At 63.5% G+C, this 18874-nt stretch carries 15 protein-coding genes; 8 read left to right on the top strand and 7 right to left on the bottom strand.

Going from position 1 to position 18874, the window contains the following annotated elements:
* The first annotated feature begins 69 nt into the window (after positions 1–69).
* Positions 70–726 carry an alpha/beta fold hydrolase gene (locus KA184_12280; GenBank protein MBP8130347.1) on the top strand — a complete coding sequence of 219 codons (657 nt, stop codon included), beginning with the start codon at positions 70–72 and terminating at the stop codon, positions 724–726.
* Between the two features lie 5 nt (positions 727–731).
* Here the strand turns inward: KA184_12280 and KA184_12275 are convergent, their stop codons facing one another.
* Together KA184_12275 and KA184_12270 are read right to left on the bottom strand one after the other, a co-directional pair.
* Positions 732–1862 carry a hypothetical protein gene (locus KA184_12275; protein MBP8130346.1) on the bottom strand — a complete coding sequence of 377 codons (1131 nt, stop codon included), beginning with the start codon at positions 1860–1862 and terminating at the stop codon, positions 732–734.
* A 55-nt stretch (positions 1863–1917) separates the two neighbouring features.
* Entirely contained in the window at positions 1918–2349 is a 432-nt protein-coding gene (locus KA184_12270; GenBank protein ID MBP8130345.1) for a hypothetical protein, read from the bottom strand.
* Between the two features lie 426 nt (positions 2350–2775).
* On the opposite strand from KA184_12270, the gene KA184_12265 reads away from it, so the two are divergent.
* Positions 2776–5682 (top strand): hypothetical protein, encoded by a 2907-nt coding sequence (locus KA184_12265; protein ID MBP8130344.1) that lies wholly within the window; start codon positions 2776–2778, stop codon positions 5680–5682.
* A gap of 188 nt (positions 5683–5870) precedes the next feature.
* Complete coding sequence (locus KA184_12260; protein MBP8130343.1) at positions 5871–6311, top strand: response regulator; 441 nt, start codon at positions 5871–5873, stop codon at positions 6309–6311.
* A gap of 16 nt (positions 6312–6327) precedes the next feature.
* On the opposite strand, the gene KA184_12255 is transcribed toward KA184_12260, so the two are convergent.
* Positions 6328–7518, bottom strand: a complete 1191-nt coding sequence (locus KA184_12255; protein MBP8130342.1) for a transglutaminase domain-containing protein — start codon at positions 7516–7518, stop codon at positions 6328–6330.
* A gap of 156 nt (positions 7519–7674) precedes the next feature.
* Here KA184_12255 and KA184_12250 point away from each other — a divergent pair, with 156 nt between their 5' ends.
* The 5 genes from KA184_12250 to KA184_12230 all read left to right on the top strand — a co-directional run bounded on the left by KA184_12250 (position 7675) and on the right by KA184_12230 (position 13788).
* Positions 7675–8643, top strand: a complete 969-nt coding sequence (locus KA184_12250; protein ID MBP8130341.1) for a glycosyltransferase family 2 protein — start codon at positions 7675–7677, stop codon at positions 8641–8643.
* Between the two features lie 164 nt (positions 8644–8807).
* Positions 8808–9455 carry a lysoplasmalogenase gene (locus KA184_12245; protein MBP8130340.1) on the top strand — a complete coding sequence of 216 codons (648 nt, stop codon included), beginning with the start codon at positions 8808–8810 and terminating at the stop codon, positions 9453–9455.
* 10 nt (positions 9456–9465) lie between these two features.
* Positions 9466–10587 carry a hypothetical protein gene (locus tag KA184_12240; GenBank protein MBP8130339.1) on the top strand — a complete coding sequence of 374 codons (1122 nt, stop codon included), beginning with the start codon at positions 9466–9468 and terminating at the stop codon, positions 10585–10587.
* 157 nt (positions 10588–10744) lie between these two features.
* Complete coding sequence (locus KA184_12235) at positions 10745–13123, top strand: M20/M25/M40 family metallo-hydrolase (protein MBP8130338.1); 2379 nt, start codon at positions 10745–10747, stop codon at positions 13121–13123.
* A 116-nt stretch (positions 13124–13239) separates the two neighbouring features.
* Positions 13240–13788: a hypothetical protein gene (locus tag KA184_12230; GenBank protein MBP8130337.1), complete on the top strand. Its 549-nt coding sequence runs from the start codon at positions 13240–13242 to the stop codon at positions 13786–13788.
* Positions 13789–13810: 22 nt separating this feature from the next.
* On the opposite strand, the gene KA184_12225 is transcribed toward KA184_12230, so the two are convergent.
* The 4 genes from KA184_12225 to KA184_12210 form a co-directional block, all read right to left on the bottom strand.
* A complete protein-coding gene (locus KA184_12225; protein ID MBP8130336.1) occupies positions 13811–14992 on the bottom strand; it encodes a hypothetical protein in 1182 nt (393 codons plus the stop codon).
* Between the two features lie 8 nt (positions 14993–15000).
* Complete coding sequence (locus KA184_12220) at positions 15001–16383, bottom strand: MATE family efflux transporter (protein ID MBP8130335.1); 1383 nt, start codon at positions 16381–16383, stop codon at positions 15001–15003.
* Positions 16384–16446: 63 nt separating this feature from the next.
* Entirely contained in the window at positions 16447–17178 is a 732-nt protein-coding gene (locus KA184_12215) for an SDR family oxidoreductase (protein ID MBP8130334.1), read from the bottom strand.
* Positions 17179–17236: 58 nt separating this feature from the next.
* A partial coding sequence (locus KA184_12210) for a YihY/virulence factor BrkB family protein (GenBank protein ID MBP8130333.1) occupies positions 17237–18874 on the bottom strand: 1638 nt, incomplete at its 5' end.

The following is an 18874-nucleotide window of genomic DNA, read 5'->3' as shown; positions in this document are numbered from 1 at the left end:
TTGTTGCGCCTCTCGTGCAGTGCGGGTAGAATGCGGTCTTCGATACTTCTTGAGCATGAAAGAACTTCCTTGGCCAAGGCGCATTTCGTAGTTCTGCTGCATGGATTCGCGCGAACGCCGCACGACATGCGGTTTCTTGATGCGCGTCTGCGCGCGGCCGGGCTGGACACCTGGTGCCCGCGCCTTCCCACCACCCTCGGGGGGCTTGTCCCGGCAGTATGCAAGCTTGAGGAGGAATTGTCCTGCGTTGTGCCCGCGCGCGTGCCTGTTCACTTTGTCGCGCACAGCATGGGCGGTCTCGTAACCCGTCTCCTGCTGAGCCGCCGCCGCATTGAGCGTCTGGGCCCCTGCGTCCTGATCGCCACGCCCAGCGGCGGGACGGAGCTGGCGCGTATTGCGCTGCGCGTTTTTCCGCCGCTGTCCCTGCTCTCGCCTTCCCTGCGGGAACTGGCGCCGCCCGGCCCGGTCATCGCGCCGCCCCTGAATGAACCGCCGCCCAAGATAGGCGTGGTCGGCGGTACGGAGAACAGCTTGCGTTTCGCGCGATTTCTACCGGGAAACAACGACGGGCGCGTTTCAGCCGCATCGCTGGCATTTGAGGGGGCTTCGGAGACCGTGCTCTTGCCCTACAACCACCATGCCATCCACCACAGGGAGGAGTGCGCCGGGCTGGTTCTGCGGTTTCTGCTTTCGGGCACGTTTTCCCAGGCGCGGCGCGCGCCGTAACGCGGCTACGCCACCGTTTCCCGGCTCTTGATGCGCCGCAACAGCCATTCCCGCAACAGGCTGTCTCTGCTCATGACCTGTTCAAAGAGGAATATGCCCACGGGCAGAACGAAAACGGAAAACATTCGGAGCATGCTTCCGATGTCAAAGGGCCATTCGGGAAGCTCTTGTGCCTTCGCGTAGAGTTGGCCGATATTCAGGAGGTTGGTCGCTTCGAGGGCCGCAAGCTCGTTGTCCTGAGCGCAGGCCTTGAAATTCGAGTACTCGCGCTGGTAGAGCTCGTCTATGAACTGCATCTCCCGCGATTTGGCCTCCACCATCTTGCCGTGAGCGCCGGAAAGCGGTAGGAACAGAAGCACCGGCGCCGCGAGATACAGGAAGATGAAAATGAGGATGAATCCCTTCTTGCGGACCGCGAACCGGTCGAATACAACCAGCATCGAGACATATACGATCAGGAGCAGGATGAAATAGGTCATGGTGACCGCCAGGTCGCCTATGGGTTTCAACCCTCCGGAGCGGTCGGGGTGCATCGGCTGAATGATGATGTCAAGGGAGAAGAGGTGATTGAGGAACCAGGTTGTCACGGCGCACTTGTACAGAACAAGCGCAATCATGAAGAAATTCAGAATCACGATCAGCCTGCCGTAGACCCCGGTAATCCCGGCCTTGTAAGAGAGCCAGCTTGTCTTCTTGGCGAAAAAGGTGAATACGTTAATGGCTAAGGAGATGAAAAGTGCCAGGACTATCGGGGCATATCCGTTATAGAGCGTGTCTATCCTTCCCAGCAGGTGTTGAAGGTCGCGCGCACTGCTATCGCTAATGATCGGATTGGTTTCAATGTAGGCAACCGCATGCGTGATGCATTTGTAGAGCTGGCATAGGAGCCCCGCCCCAATCGGCGCGAGCAGCCCGATATTCAGGTTGTCGACGATATTCGTGTACATGGGCGGGAGCCCGTTTTTCCCTTTGAGCTGTCCCGTCAGCCAACCGAGAAGATAGAGACCGCCCGTTGAAAGCAGGAAGTACAGCAAAGCCACATACACGGGGTTGCCCTGGCACGTATACATGAAGAACCTGGCAAGGAAATCCGTTCGATACGGAATGAACGGAGCAAGAATCGAATCGCTCATCATGACCCGAACTCCGGTCAGCCCCCAATGCGATTGACGCTTTCAGCGGGAGGCCCTGCTACCACAAGTAGAGGAACGATACGTGCCCGAGGTTGGCGATGATGATGGCGATGAGCACGAAGAGCGCCAGGTCGATCGAGGCGCTCGCCGACAGGTGCGCCAGAGTAATGCTGTAGTACTTGTAGAACTTGGGCTCCACGTATCCGAGCGCTTTCATCGCGAACATGATTCGCTTGGAGCGGAAGTACACGCCAGCCAGCACCAGGGTGTGCATGACGACGATGAAGAAGGTCACGCCAAAGGTGAGTTGCGCGGTATTCGGGGAGGTGCTCAGCGCGCTTTGCAGCGTCTGCGAGGTGATCAAGGAGCCGATCACCAGCACGAGAAACCCCATGGTGCCCCATACGTTCGCGCGGAACGTTTTCGCGTTGTCTTGCAGTTGCTCCAGCAGAAGCCTGAATTTGTCTCTTTCCAAACCGTCCGATTCCATTACGTGTTCCTCCTCGCTGCGAATTGACACACCACACCCGTCGCATGTGCTTGATTTCCCGAAGTGCTAGTCTGCCAATCCAAGCGAGAAATATCAAGGTATGCTCGAGGCATGCGCATTCCGGGGCGGCATTGAACATAGTCCAGGCGTTCCGTCGGCGGCATGCCCGGAATACGTCCGGGAGCGCCTGTGTTCCGCATAGTGAACAAAAGATCTCGCCGCCTACAGGCTGCGTGGCTCCGGGCAATTTCGGCGGCCGCGAAGGTGGGAAGTGTGTGAGGCGCGCCCGCGCAAACCCGATGCGCGGGTATATCGTCGAGCAGGCCCTAACGCAAGGGATTTGGGTGTCAACCTGGAGGTACGCAAATCATGACGAAAAAGTGCGGTCCAAGAGTGTGTCTATTTGCGGTTCTGTTGAGTCTCGGCATGGGGGCCATGGCATTCGGCGCGCCCTACCACAGCGCGGACACATCGGCCGATTTCGAGGTCAATCTTGGCGAATTGCTGCGCGTGATTCAGCTCTATAACAGCAGTGAGTTTCATTGCGAGGAGGGCACGGAGGACGGGTTCGCGCCCGGCGACGGTGATCGCGCGTGCGCGCCACATGACTCAGACTATGATCCCCAGGACTGGAAAATACTGTTGACGGAACTGCTTCGCGTCATCCAGATGTACAATGCGCGCATCTACGGGCTGGACCCCTCGTCTGAGGACGGCTACACGCCGTTGTTCGACCCGGAAGATCCGTCGGGCTCGCTGGAAGGCGAATCGTTGCTGGCGGAGACTGCCGTCGATGCGCTGGAAGGTGACGTAGACCCGTCTGCCATTGACACGCTGCGCGGCCTGTTGCTCGCGGGCGAAACCGCGTTTCTCGGGGAACAGCCGTGCGATGCGGCAGACGCATATGATGAGGCGCTCGGGATGCTGGCCACGGTGGAGGATGGCCTCGGTGGCGGCCCGCAGAAAGGCCCGAAACTGCTGTTGCCCGCGGTTCAAAAGGTGCGGGAAGCGGCGGCGCGCATAAGCATGCTTCGATTCAGCGTCGTCATTTCGCTCCCAGGGGGCACGGCATGCCCGGGCCGCGAACGCTATGGCGCGGAGCCGGGTACGGAGCAGAAGGAATCGGACAACCAGCACTTTCTGGGCACCGCAACCTTCGGCGTCGGGCGGCCGGGCATCCGGATTGACGCCTTGGGCGACGTGTATTTTCAGCTCAATGTGCCCGGGCTCGACCGCAACGTTGACGACGCGGGCGTACCCAGCATTCCCGCGGCGCGCAAGCTGGTCGCCGTGCCGCCGGGCGCGTCGGTGCGCGTGACCAGCACCCCGGTTATCGGCGATACGCTGCGGGTGTTGCTCGACCCCGCACAGGCCGAACCCGCCGACCAGAGCGTTCCGGAGGACGGACCGGGCTCGCTCCCGCCGGACGATGACCTGTACGCGGACCGGCCTTTGGCGATGGACGAGCAGATCTACTCGACGGATGCGTTCTGGCCGCCGGAAGTGTGCACGGTGTCGCCGCTCGGGGTCATGCGCGGTCTTACACTGTATCAGGTCGAGATTTCGAGCGGTCAGTACAATCCGGTGACACAACAGTTGAACCTGTTTTCGAGCGTCGCGTTTGAGGTGCACTTCGAGAACGGTCCCGGCGGTTTCCTCTTCGAGGGATTCGAGAACCCGTTCGAGAGTTCGCCGGACGTCTTCCTCGGCGCGGTGATCAACGAGCAAACAGTCCCCGAGTTCCCGGGGGTCCCGTTCCCGATCAGCCCGAGCAATCTGGGCGAGGAGTTCATGATCCTGACGCATCCGGATTTCCGCGACGCCGCGGACATGCTCGCGGCGTGGAAGAATCTCAAGGGAATCATGACGAACGTGTATGAATGCGGCACGGGCTCGGGCATTGCGGGCCGCCAGACGGCAACGGAGATCAACGCGTTCATTGACAATCATTACGGCATCAGCATCATCAAGCCAACGTATATCCTGCTTTTGGGCGACGCGGAGTTCATCGCGCCGTTTCTTCTGGGCCGGGCCAATACCGACTTCGGCGATACGATCGGATCGGACTGGCCCTATGCGATCACCACCTATCCCGGACAGGAGTTCCCGTCGCTTGTGCCCACGTTCGCGCTGGGCCGCATCCCGGTGGATACGCTGCAACAGGCGACGGATGTGGTCAACAAAATCATCGATTATGAACAGACGCCGCCAGGGAGCATCGGCTCGGACTTGTTCTATAAGCGCATCATGATTGCGGCACAGTTCCAGTGCTGCCGCACGGGCATCGCACAAGACGGCGTGGCGCAGCGGACGTTCACCGAGGTTTCTGAGTTTGTGCGCGCACCGCTGGTCTCTCTCGGCTATCAGGTGGACCGCATCTACACGGAGACCGTCGACAACGGCTGCGCATCGTGCGACCCGCCGACCCCGCCTTACACCGGCGATCCGACGCCCCGCCGTTACTATGACGGCACGCCGCTGCCCGCGGAGATTGGGCCGGGCTCCGGCTTTTCGTGGAACGGGGACACCACGGATATCATCAACGCCTGGAATCAGGGGCGCTTTCTTGTGTTCCACCGCGACCATGGCTGGCGCGGCGGCTGGGGCGATCCCGAGTTCGACTGGGACAATTTCGGGTCGCTGACGAATGGCGGGTTCCAGCCCGTGGTGTTCAGCATCAATTGCACTAGCGGCATATTTGACAACGAAACGTTCCCGGCGGAGGGCACGACGCCAGCCAACAGCTACTTCGCGGAAAGGCTGCTCCGCGACCCGGTGAACGGTGCGGTCGGCCTCATCGGGGATACCCGAGTCAGCCCCAGTACGACCAATTCTCTGCTCGCGAGAGGGCTCTTCGACGCCATCTGGCCGAGCGTGCTCCCCGACTTCGGCAACAACAAGTCGAAGCGCCGGCTCGGCGATATCCTCAATCACGCCAAGTTGTACCTGGTCTCGCGCATCGGGCTGGACACGGACGGCACGTCGTACGCGAACGCTTACGATGAGTTGCTGCTATACCACGTGATCGGCGATCCGACGCTCGAAATCTGGACCAGCGACCCGAACGTCATCACGCTTCCGGGCGACTTCGTGCTCGGCGCGGTCGGCCTCGACGACCTGGTCATCCAGTACGCGGTGGAAGGCGCGGTTATCACGGCGTATCAGGACACCCCGAACGGGCCTTACCCGGTCGGCCGGGCGCCGGTCGTGGGCGGCACGGCCACAATCGGATTCTTCCAGGCGCCCGCTCTCGGGGAGAATCTGCTGCTTTCGGCCCAAACCGGCGACAGCGTGGTGAAAAGCGGGAGCGTGCAATTGCCGGTTGCTCAATAATTGCCCCTGTTCCTATCCTTCCGGCCGCGGTCCGTGCAGGGCGGCGGCCGGATTCCTGTATCGCCTTTGAGCCCCGTCTTGACTGCTTCATGTCAGGGCAAGGTGTTCGCGCGGGGGGGGGCGTTTGAGACATTTGAGTTCCGGAAGCGCGGGTCCTATAGTGTCTTCAGGTGATGGGAGACAGGACCGTGTCCGTTGAAAATACCGAGGCTACTACGGGGCAAGCGGCCGGGCGGCGCATCGTGGTAATCGATGACGACCCCGACCTCCTGGAGTTCCATCGGTTCGTACTGGGCGGCGCCGGATACGTTGTGGATTGCTTCACGGACGGCGAGCAGGCGCTGGCGCATATGGTTGAGAAAGCGCCGGATCTCGTGATCACGGACCTGATGATGGGCAGTCTTGACGCGGGCTTCCAGGTCGCGGAACGGATCAAGACAGACCCGCAGCTTCAGCATGTGCTCGTCATGATGATCACGGCGGTGGAAAGCCAGCGTGGCTTTGATTTCGCCCCGCGCACGGCGGACGACCTGTCCGCGATGCATGCGGACGCCTTCCTGTCGAAACCGCTGACGCCGCAGACGTTGCTCGCCAGAGTGCAGGAGCTGTTGGCGCGTCCGCGGGCGTGAGCTCCGGCGCCGGCGCTCATTCCGGTTCTTGCGCGGCTTCTTTCCCGCCGGTCCGCTCAATGCGGATCGCGTCCACTGCGGCGAAGAAATACCGGTTGGCTACAAGCAGGACCGCGGGATTGTCCTGCACGTAGCATTCGAGGACCCAGGCGTCCTGTTCGGCCCGCGTCGCGCCAACGCGCACGTTCTTGAGTTCCACAACAGCCATGTGGTCGTGGCGGCCGCCCGGCGCCATGTAATACGTGAGCCGGTACGCCCCGGGCTCGCGCGCCAGGATCGAGACCGTCTGAAACGCGGTGCCGAGCCGCGTCTTGCCGATGACGGGGGTTCCGTGGAACCGGGGCAGCCGCCCCGCTTCCTTTCTGCCCAACTGGTCCATGAACATGCCGTCCCGTTCACCGATCCAGACCTCATCGGTGTCGCGCAGGTCGACGTCCAGCGGGTAAGACGACGCCGCGTCCTCGCTCGGGATGACGGGGAACGCGCCGCGGAACAAGCGTTCGTGGAACTCGGCCAGGGTAAAGGGATAGTCGCCGTATTTCGCGTCAGGGGCAATCGGCTGCACGTCGACCGTGCCGTCGAAGCCACCCTGCCACAAACGGCGCGTGACCTGAAAGCCGAAGCGCGGCGCGGCGTTCGCGGTGAGTTCGCATAGCGAGGGCACATATCCCGCCCCGCCATAGACCGGTTGCGAAAAATAGAACGCGCCGTAGGTTGGGTCGAAGAACCGCCATGCGCCATCATAGTAGACCTCGGCGGCGTTGTGTCCTTCCATCCATTCCAGGTTGTGGAACGCGTTGACGCGCGCGGGCAAACCGGCGCGGCGGCAGAGCGCCGCAAACGCGAGCGCGATACCGTTGCAGTAAGCGTGGCCCTGCTTGAGCACTTCAGAACCCAGCGGCGTGAACGATTCTTCCAGGCGGATGACCTGCGCCACATAGGAAAGGATGCGCAGTACGCCGGCCTCGTCCGCCTGCGCGCCTTCCGGAAAGACCTTCGCCAACGCTTCATCGAGCACCGCCGGGTCGTCATTCGGGTCGAGCCGGCGAAAGCTCTCGATATACTCCGGCATCTCCACCGGCACGACAAAGGCGCGATTCAAGGAACCGAAGGACAGGAAGGGGTCCTGGCCTGCCGCGGGCGGCGCGCCCTCCGAGCCAGCGCCAAACGCCAGCAGAATCAGCGGGCAAAGAGCACATGCATTCACCGGCCGGTTCTCCTCTGTGCAAGACAACGGCTCACGGGCCAATTCCTCGGGGCAGGATACGCGCACAAGCCCATGAATTGCGACTATCACGAAAATTGAAAAGGAATCCCGGCCGCTTTTGCTATAATCCTGTTTTCGTGTAATGTGGGGAGCGTCATGCGCAAACTGATCATCCAGATTCCCTGCTACAACGAGGAGCAGGTGCTCGCGGCCACGCTTGCTTCGCTGCCCCGGCAATTGCCCGGCGTGGACGTTGTGCAATGGCTGGTCATCGACGATGGTTCGCACGATCGGACCGCCGAGGTAGCGCGCGAGGCAGGCGCGGACCATGTCATCCGCTTCAAGGTGAACCGGGGTCTGGCGCGCGCGTTCATGGCCGGGCTGGATTTCGCGATCCGCGCGGGCGCGGATATCATCGTCAACACGGACGCCGACAACCAGTACAACGCCGAAGACATTCCGAAGCTGGTCGCGCCGCTGATCGAGGGCACAGCGGAGATTGTCGTGGGCGAACGGCCCATCAGCGATATCGTGCATTTTTCCCCGGCCAAGCGCCTGCTGCAGAAGCTGGGCTCCTGGGTCGTGCGGCTGGCGAGCCGGACGAACGTGGCCGATGCGCCCAGCGGTTTCCGCGCCATGACGCGCGAGGCCGCCATGCGTCTTAACGTATTCGACAATTACACGTATACCCTGGAAACGATCATCCAGGCGGGCCGCAAGAACATGGCGATCACCAGCGTGCCCGTCCGCGTCAATGCGGAAACGCGCCCCTCGCGTCTGATCAGCAGCATCCCTTCCTATTTGCGGCGGTCGGTCCTGACCATTGTGCGCATTTTCATGACGTACCGCCCGTTCCGCTTCTTTGCGCTGCTCGGGCTGTGTTCGCTGGCCGTCGGGCTCATCCCCAGCGTGCGCTTTCTCTACTATTACTTCACGGCGAACAGCGCGGGGCACATCCAGTCGCTCATTTACAGCGTGCTCTTCCTGGGCACCGGTTTCGCGCTGATTGTCGTCGGGTTGCTTGCCGACCTGATCGGCGTGAACCGGCAATTGCTCGAAGACATCCGGTGGCGCGTGCGCAACCTCGAAAACACGCTGGAGGACCGGGACCATAAAATGCGTTAAGGCGTCCCTTCGTGGCGTTTGCCGTATTCGCGAGATGAGATGCGACCGCGTCATTGCAGTAACGGACACATCGGGGCTGCGTTACGCCCGGTCGAATAGCGTGATATGCGGAACCGCCATAATGACGGCACCGGACCGATGGAAATGAAACAGGAGATCTCCACGTGACGCTGGCATGCATTCTCATTGTTATCGCGGGTGTAGCGGTCCTGTTGGTTTCGGACAGCCTGGGTTGGGGCAGAACGCCGGGCGGCGTGGCCAAGATGATCGCGTCGACGGCGTTTCTCGTGCTGGCGTGGCACGGCGGCGCGCTGAAGTCGCCCTACGGCTGCGGCCTGCTCGCCGGGCTGTTTCTGTCGTGGTGGGGCGACCTGTTTCTGATTTTTCGAGAACCGCGCGTGTTCCTCGCAGGGCTGGTCAGCTTCCTGCTGGGCCACGTTGCGTATGTCACGGCGTTTCTATTGTACGGCATTGCGCCGCTCTGGTCGCTGGCAGCCGCGGGCGCGCTCGTGGCCGTGGCTATCCCGGTCGTGCTGTGGCTCGCGCCGAAACTCGGCGACATGCGCGCCCCCGTCTACGCCTACATCGTGGTCATCAGCCTGATGGTCGCCTGCGCGGCGGGCGCCGTGGGGCGCGGCGGCACGCCGTGGATGTTGGCGGGCGCGACCCTGTTCTACGTGTCCGACCTCACCGTCGCCCGCGACCGCTTCGTCAAGAACGACGCTTGGAACCGGTGGGTCGGCCTTCCTCTCTACTACGGGGGTCAGGTTATCCTCGCCTTCACGGCGGGCCTCGTCCCGCCGCAGTGGTAGGAGCCGCGCGATGACCCCGCGCGAACGCCTCTTGCGCACGCTGCGCCGCGAACCCGTGGACCGCGTGCCCATCTCCACGTATGAACTCGTGGGATGGAACCCGGAGAGCTTCGAGAACCGCGCGCCTTCCTATGCCCGCCTGATGGACAAGATCCGCGCGGATACCGATTGCCTCTACATGTGGGGCTGGGACGCTTGGGCCGATTCCGGGCTGTGGGACATCCGCCGCGAGACCAACGCCGACGGCGCGTTCGTAACCCATGCGCGGCTCCGCACGCCGCTGGGCGATTTGACGCGCACCAGCATCGAGCATCCCGACGTGCACACGGTCTGGAACACCGAGCATCTCCTCAAGACTCCGCGGGACATCGACGCGTTTCTTCGAGTTCTGCCCGGGCTATACCAGATTGACGAGTCTCGGGTGCCCTCTGCGCTCGAGCATTACGCGATTGTAGAAGAGCACCTGGGCGACGCGGGCATCATCATGAACGACGGCAGCGACCCCGCCGGGTACGTGCCGGAACTGTTCGAATTCGGCCTCTTCACGACACTGTGTTACGAGCACCACGACAAGATTCTCGAACTCATCGACGCCTTCACGGGTCCCGTGCTCGAACGGCTTCGCCTCGACGCCGAGCTCGGCTTCGGGCCTCTGGTCCGCATCTACGGCCCCGAGTATTACACGCCCCCCTATCTGCCGCCGCCGTTTTTCGAGGAGATGGTCCTGCCGAGCCTCACCGCCGCGGCGCGCATCTTCGCGGACGCCGGCATCTTCGTGCGGGCCCACTGCCACGGACGCATCCGCGACGCGCTGCCGCACATCGCCGCCAGCGGCGCACACGGTCTCGACCCCATCGAGCCGCCGCCGGACGGCGACATCACCCTGCGCGAAGTCAAGGAAGACTACGGCGACAGACTGGTCCTGTTCGGCAATACGGAGTTGAAACTTCTCGAGCACGGCGCGCCCGAAGATATCCGCAGGGCCGTGCGCGCACAGATGGCCGCGGCAAAGGCGGGCGGCGGCTACGTGATCATGCCAACCGCCGCGCCCATCAACGAACCGCTCTCCCTCCGGACGGAGCGCAATTACGCCGCCTGGATCGACGCCGCGCTCGAATTCGGCGCCTACTGATTGCCCGAAAAGAGAAACCCAGCGCCCAGACCGCGCATGCGCGCAGCATGCCCCTGAAACCGCTCCTCTTTCGCAAGAGTCCAAACTGTTAGAGTTCTAATCAATCAACGCCCCCTGCGGTTTGCTCGAAATTCGGCGCGAAAGACAGGAGAGAGCAATGGAAACCGGCCAGCAGTCCGCCGTCCAACCCCTGGTCCCGCCGGGCCCGATATCGCACGGGGTCCGTGGCGCCGTTCGGGGCGCCCTGCTGTTCTTCGCCGCCGGGCTTGGCGTCTTGTCGTGGTGGCTGGCGCAGCCGCCCGCGCCGCTCCCGGAAGACGCGCCTCCGGAGGTGTTTTCCGCGGGCCGGGCAATGCAGCACATGCGAAGTGTCGCGAAAGAACCGCACGCGGCGGGCAGCCAGGCCTTGGCGGAGGTCCATGCCTATCTCGTGGCCACCCTGCGCGGCTACGGACTGGAAGTGGACCTGCAACAGCTCTGCGAGGTTCAGGCTCACTCCATGGGCGCGGTTGAAAACATCGTGGCGCGCATTCCCGGCCAGCCCGGCGGCACCCCGTTCGTCATTACCACTCACTACGATTCGGTGCATTCGGGGCCGGGCGCGGCCGACGACGGATCGGGCACGGTAGTCATGCTTGAAGCCGCCCGCGCGCTGAGACAGGGGCCGCCGCCGCGCAACGATATTGTGTTCGTTTTCACCTGCGACGAGGAACGGATGCAGGGCGGGGTGCGCGCCTGCGTGAACCATCCGTGGGTCAAGGACGCTCCAGTAGTGCTCGGGTTCGAGGCCCGCGGCGTTTATGGCCCCGCCCTGATGTTCGAGACGAGCGACGGTAACGGGGCTTTGATTCGCGCGTTGCAGGAGTCTGGCGCCGACGCCCGCACCAATTCCATCATGTTCGAGGTCCACCGGCGCACGCCTAACAGCACCGATTTCGCGGTGCTGAAAGGGCGGGGTTTCACCGGCTACAATGTGGCGTTCGTAGGCGGACTCTATTACTACCACACGATGAACGACCGCCCCGAACTGGTCGACCCGGCCAGCATTCAACAGCAGGGCTCGTATGCCATGGCCCTCGCGCGCTACTTCGGAAATCGCGAGGAACCCGTGCGCCGCGAAGAGAATGCCGTGTACTTCAACACGGTCGGGGCGCACGTCGTGTCCTATCCGGCATCCTGGAGTCTGCGCATCGCCGTCATGGCGGCGTTCTTGTTTGCCGCTGCGCTGATGCTGGGTTTGGCGCTGCGTGTCCTGACGTTGCGAGGTCTGCTGCTCAGCATCGCCGCGCAGATCGCCGCGGGCCTGTTCATCGCCGCGGTCACGGGGCTGCTGGTATTTGTCACGTACAAGGTGTTTTACGTCTATCTCCTCTATAACGTCACCTGGTACCTGTTCGCGTTCCTGACGTTCGCGTTCGGCGTATCTGCGTTCGCGTACGGTTGGGCGGGCAAACGGACCGCGCCTGAAAATCTGCACGGCGGCGCGTTGCTCCTGTGGCTTGCAGTGCTCGCCGGGCTCGAATACGGCGTGCCCATGGCGAGTTTTTTCGCCGCGTGGCCGCTGCTGTTTGGCTCGTTGAGCCTGTGTTTCGCGGTCTGGCTTCGTGCGTGCGGCGTCGGGCGCAACGTCACTCTGCCGGTCCAGGTGGTCGGCGCTGCGCCCTTGCTGTTGTCCCTGGGACCAGGCTTGCAGATGCTGCACCAGATCGGCGCGGCGTTTCTGCTGGTCCCGAATACCGTGCTTTTCTTCTTGGCTTTGGCGCTGTTGTCGCCGTTGCTGGCGGTCGTGATGCAAGCGCGGTCAAGGCGCGTACCGCTTGCATGCTGCGGAACGGCGGCGCTTCTGATGACCATTGGATGGGCAACGAACGGATTCAGCCCGCTCGCACCGAAGATGACAAGCCTGTCCTACGCTCTCGACCTCGAGAAAGGGGAAGCTATCTGGCTCAGCGACGACCCTGCGCCGGACGCGTGGACCGGGCAGTTCTTCGCCCACGCCGCCGCAGAGCCCACGGCGGATGAGGCCCGAGGATGGGCCCGTCGCGGCGCGGGTCTGAGCGCGCCTGCGCCAATCGTGCCTCTGGAAGGGCCGCGTCTGGACGTGCTCGGCGACGAACTGCGCGGCGGCGGCCGCGTGTTGACGCTGCGCTATACCTCGCCACGGAAGGCGCCGGAAGCGTTCTTTTCCGTTCTGCCGCCCACGCGCGTGCTGGCCGCCGAATGCGAAGGTCGGCCCATATCCGAGCGCGGGAGAAAAGGCCTGCATTTCCACATGCGCGTCATGCCGTGGTCCGGCGCGGTTCATTTCCAGCTCAAAGTGGAGCCGGAAGCGGCGGTCCGCATCCGTATCGAGGAAGTGTCATTCGAGATTCCCGGCGTGGAAGCACTCGGCTACACGCCGCGGCCCGACTGGATGGTGGTGAAGGCCAACACCCTCGAATGGTGGGAAGGGCGCTGGGGCGGCCTCTCCAGCGGATGCACCTTTGTCGTGGACGAATTTGAAATCCCCGCCCGGGAGAACGCGTCTGCTCCCTGAATCTTCTCCCGCCGCTTCACCGTGGAATCAGGCGGCATGGCCGGGCCTGTCCATCCCATGTCTGAAGTGCTACCTTATGGCACAGGGGCAGCCGCACGGAAGCAAGGAGACACGTCATGAAACGAAGCAACTTCTATCCCCTGTATCTCATCCCGTTACTGGCCTTATGCGCTCTGCTCGCGGCGGGGCGTTTCGCGCCGGTGCGCGCCCAAGGCGAACCGGTCACACAACAACTGAGGTCAATCACGATCAACACGCAGGCCTATTCCGTGGCGCCCGGCGGCATCGACCGGCGCACCGCCCGTATCGTTGCGCCTGAGGACATGCACATCGCCGGCATCGAGCATTTCAACGGCGTGCAAAAGGGCGGCTGGAGCGATAATGGTCACCTCCTGTCCCTGGTGGCCGAGAATCCCTGGGAAGAATGGGCGGACGCCGGCACCGGCATGGAACCGACGGGCGCGCAGGGCTATTTCGGTTACTGCGGGCGCGACTACTATACTGAAGTCGGCGGCATCGGCGACGTGGTCCAGTATGAGATGCTGCCGGGCGGAACCTGCTTCCACGTGCCGAAAGGCGGGGCAATCTATCTGCATTGTTACGCCAATAATTTCCTGGATCGCCCGCAAATGTTCCATCACGCGGTGCGATTGCTCTATTGGTAGGCTGTGATCCGGCTGAGAAGCCTCAAAGCAGCCCTGCGCGGCGATCGCGAACACGCCAGAACCGCCGCAGGCGCCAGGATCGCTGGTCTTTCAACGACAGGCTTTCACCGGACGTGAGCCAGCGGTCGATCAGGGCCTGGTGCGCGGCAAACGCGGCGGCCGTGTCCGGCGGTGAGGTGCGCCAAGCCGTTTCTATGGCGTCCCGTTCCCCGAAATAACCGGTCCAGGCATCGGGGTCGCGCGCGATTCGCCGTTGCAGCCGTTCATGCCGCCACCACAGCGAATCGTCCGCACGCGCCGCGGGAGACGGCCCGAGATTGGCGGGTTCTTCCACGGAGACCGGCTTGAACAGGCTGCTGCACGGGGCCGACGTCGCGGTAACCCAGTGCCGGACGCCATCGCGCCTCAATTCCGCGACCCACGACGCCGTCGTCTGCACCGCGGTGAGCAGCCCGCCCCCGTGTACGCACGGAGCCTGCAATGCTCCGGTCAGCAGGCTGTAGCGCGGATGCGCGTTCTCCCCGCCATGGTCGCGCAAGAGCCGCATCATGCCCTCGGGCGTCGCATCCTGCCGGGCGAGAGCCTCGACGCGCGCGCGCCGCACGCAACACGCGGTAACGCGCGACCGCAGCCGGTCCGCGTGCTCATCGGCGAAGCCTGCGACCGTGAGGCCGTTCGAGATGGCGCGCGCGCCGGCGGCGGGAACAACCGTCCAATGTTTTCCGGCGGTTTCGAGCACGAATGCGGACCTCGGGTCCGCCGCGATGAAGCTGTTGTGATACGTGAAGCGCCGGTTTTCATATCCGCAACCGCCGCCTTGGCCGTGCGCCTCCAAGAGGGCCACGATCACCTCGCAAGCGCGTTCCGCGGTGTCCGCGCGTTCCAACGCCAGACGCAGCAGGTCCATGCCGGTCAATCCCGTGGCCGCATAAGGCTGCCTGGTAAACACCGCCTCATTGCCGATGACGACGCCGTGCTCGTTCGCGCCCATTTCCGCGCCCCACATCCAGAAGGGCCGGCTGATCAAGACGGCGTGCGTCTCCCGGGCCTGCGGGATTTCGGTCCAGGTGCAGCGGAGCATCGCGCCGGAGGGATATGCGCGCCGGGGGTGCCACTCGAGGCCCTGCGCCTCGTTGACGTCGCGGTCCGAATTCTTGGCGAAAAGCACGCTCTGCGGCGTCACAACGGCTGCCGTGTCACACATAATGCGCGTCAGTGCTCCAGTTCGACCTTGATGCGCGTCCACGCGCCCATGCGAAACACGCCATAGGTCATGACGAGGCGGGCGCAATGCGACACGAGGATCGCCATCCAGATGCGGTTCGGCGTGAGCATGTCCAAGGACAGCAGCGCCTGACAGATGCCGAGCAGGATTACGATCTGCGTGAGAAAGGCAATGTACATGGGCATCTTGGTCTCGCCTGCGCCTTGAAGCCCGCCCGTGAACGCGAGGGTCGTGGCGAGAAATATGCCGGAGACGCTCAGGGTTCGCAACAGCGCGCGCCCATAGAGCAGCACATCGCCGCGCGCCGCGTCGAAGAGCGCCAGCAGCTGCTCCGGCAGCAGCCAGAAGAGCAGTCCCACGGCGCCGGCCCAGACACCGCCGAAAAGCGCGGCGTGATAGACGCACGCGCGCGCGCGCTCGGGCTTGCCCGCGCCAATATTCTGTCCCGAGAGCGTGCCCGTGGCCGCACGGAGCCCGAACGAGGTCCACGTGACCAGCGAAAAAAGTTGCGAATAGCAGATCGTGTAGGCGGCCTGCGCGGCGGCGCTGCCCGGCAGCGATCCGATATACCGGAGCAGGAGCACGCCGCCCAGATTCAAGAGCACGCCCTGGATGCCGGTGGGAATGCCGATGCGCACGACCACCTTGAGCACGCGCAAGTCAGGCAGCAGATGAAAGCGGGCGGGCGGATGGATAATCATCTTGCCGCGCAGTACGAGCGCGATCGCCACCACCACGGTCACGAACGGGGCCAGCACGGTGCCAAGGGCCGCGCCCACCGTGCCCATGTCAAAGACCGTAATCAGGACAAAGCTGATTACCACGTTCAGGACCGTCGTGAGTATGCCCAGCTTCAGCGGCGTCTTCGGATCGCCCGACGCCTGAAACGCGCCGGTGATCATGAGCATGAGAAAAAGCGGCGCGCCGCACGCGAACAGGATACGCAGATAGGGCAGGGCATACTGCTGCACGTGCGGCTCGGCCCGCACAAAATCGAGCAGCCGCGGCGCAAGGAGATAGCCCGTCGGGCCGATAATGAACACTAACGCGATGACGGCGGCGAGGAACGTCTCATAGGCCACGCGGCTCATCCGTTCGCGGTCCTGCTTGCCCGCATACCGGGCCATGAGCACGTTCATCCCGTGAAAGAGCGAGGCAATAAACACGACGAGCACCAGAAAGACCTGCCACGCGACGCCGATGGCGGCGTTTGCCGCCTTGGTTTCATCCGGCACGAAATGGCCCACGAGCACGTGGTCGACCAGCCCATGCACGCCGTTCACGAGATTCAGCATGATCAGCGGCCACGCCAGCTTCCACACGGACCGGGCCGGGCTGCCGGAGATAAGCTCGTGATCAAACGCTTTCATGCGGGGTTCCAGGGAGAAAGATGGGTTGCGGGCGGCATCATACCATGCACAAGGCCGCGCGCGTCACGCCGCGCCTATCGGCGCGCTGTCAAACCGCCGGATGTGCAGGACGTCGGTCGTGGCGCGCGGGCTTAGTGTCGCCAGGTACAGCGCCGCGTGCGCCACGTCTTCCGGCGTCATCCAGTCCGATTTATCCCGCTGCGGCATCGCCTCTTCTGAAAGACGCGTGGCGACGCCGCCGGGACAGATGGCATGCACTGCGATCCCGTACGGGCGCAGTTCCATGGCGAGCACGAGCGAGAGTCCGTTCAATCCGAATTTGGATGCGCAATACGCGCTCTGCTCCGGGATGGGCTTCAAACCGGCCACGCTCGAGACGTTGATGATCCTTCCCGAACCGCGCTCGATCATCGAGGGCAAGACCTCCTGTATCAGCAGGAACGGCCCGGTCAGATTGACGTCCAGCGTGCGCTTCCAATCCTCGAACCCGATTTCCACGAAGGGCTTGAAAGCGGCGAATCCCGCGTTGTTTACGAGGATATCGATGTGACCGAACTCGTGCAGAACGCGGTTCACCGCGCCGTCCACCTGCGCGGGCATGGACACGTCGCAGACACAGGGCAGCGCGCGCGCGCCCGTTGCCACTACGAGGTTTGCGGTCTCGGTGAGTTCGTCCAGCGTGCGGGCCAGTAGCGCGACGCCGCAGCCTTCCCTGGCGAAGGCGAGCGCGATCGCGCGCCCGATGCCGCGGCCCGCGCCCGTAATCAGCGCCATCTTTCCCTCAAGCTGTGCCATGTCGTGGTCCTCCCTCGGCGCGTAACGCGCCTGCGCCCGCCGGGCCGCCGGCGCTCCGTCAGGTTTGCGTCTCGACGCGCTGCGCCAGTTCCGAGATGGTCGCGTTCAGACAGCGCGGGTCGCCCGCGTCCAACGCTTCATATACGGAAGCATACACCCCGTCCTGACGCAGCAACGACGGGCTCTCGCCCGCTTCGCGGACGGCGCGCACCACGTCGCGCGCGTACGTGGTTTCGGGAGAGCGCGCGGGCTGATAGGCCGGCGGCTCCGTGGCGCAGCGAATCACGAGCCGCGCCGCCACGAGACAATCGAGCGTCTCGTGCAGCAGGCGCATCGGCACGTTCCAGTTTTCCGCCATCTCGGCCACCGTGTAGCCGGGCAATCCGTCGCGGAAGCGGCGCGCCATTTCGACGACGACGCGAACCGCCAGCGCCTCCCTGTAGGCGAACGCGGCGACGTCCGAGTAGCGCTCCATGGCGAAAGTCTTCTCGTTCTGATACGCAAAGGTGATGAGCGCGCCCAGCAGCAGGATAATCCAGCTTGCATAGACCCACATCATGAGGATGGGAAAGAGGGCGAAACCGGAGAAGAACGGCGTGTAGCGCGCGAGACCGATCTGAAACTTGACGTATGCCCATGAGTTCACCACCCACAGGCCTCCGGCGACAACGCCGCCGAGCAGGGCATAACGCTTGCGCACCTGCGTGTTGGGCACAAGCCAGTTGAGCAGACTCATAGTCCCGCAGATGACCGCCAATTGCGCGCCGCGCAAGCCCGTGACAAACGGCCCGAGCGCCTCCTGGATCGCCCGGCTTTCGAGCGCGGCCGTGATCGCGAGCACGCCCGCCGCAACAAACGGCAGCAACAGCGTGATCATGAGGTAATCGCCGAGCACGCGGAACCAGTTCCGGTTGCGGGTCACGCCCCAAATCGCGTTGACCGAGGTCTCGACGTTGCGCATCAGGCCGAATACGGTCGTGAGCACGAACACAAGGCCCGAGAGGCCGAGCGTGGGCAGGTCGCGCGCCCCCTGCTCCGCCATCGTCACCAGCATCTTCACGGGGTCCACGTATTGCGACTGCGTGCTTCCGCCGGCCTGGGCCACGCCCAGAAGGAAAAAACTCGTGATGCTCCGTTTCAGCGTCTCGTTGTCCCGGTCCCGGTCCCGGCCCCGGCCGGCCGAACGGACCGTCGAGGCGGCAGAGAGAGCCTGCACCTTGGTAACCCGCACCGGCGGCCGCGTATTTGGAGTCAGATACGAAGGGGCGTCCGGGAAACCCGCCAGGCCCTTGAGATCCACTTTCCGCGGCACATGCGCGGTAAGAACGTCCGGCGGCGGCTCTTTTTTCCCGCCGTCGCCCCGAATCATCAGTGCGACCTGGGTCAGCCGTTCATCGATCAGTTCCGACCAGCGCCGGTAGACGGCTTCGCCGAGATTGAACGTCGTTATGAAGTAGAACATGAACGTAAGAAAGGGGACCGTGAACAGCAGCGTGGCAAAGGTCAGCGCCGAGGCACGGAGCAGGAGAGTCTCCTCGATGAGACCGCGGACAATCAGGATCGCCACGCGCACATGCTTGATGATCAGGCCATGCGGCACTTCTTCCCCCGGCCGGCCAATGTGCCAGACATCGTGGGTGACGAACCGGTGGCCGCGTTCCGCCGCGGCGGCCATGCGCTGCAAATACTGAAGCAT

It is taken from the genome of Candidatus Hydrogenedentota bacterium, from assembly GCA_018005585.1.
Taxonomy (GTDB): Bacteria; Hydrogenedentota; Hydrogenedentia; order Hydrogenedentales; family JAGMZX01; genus JAGMZX01.
This window is presented reverse-complemented; position numbering and strand designations above follow the sequence as displayed.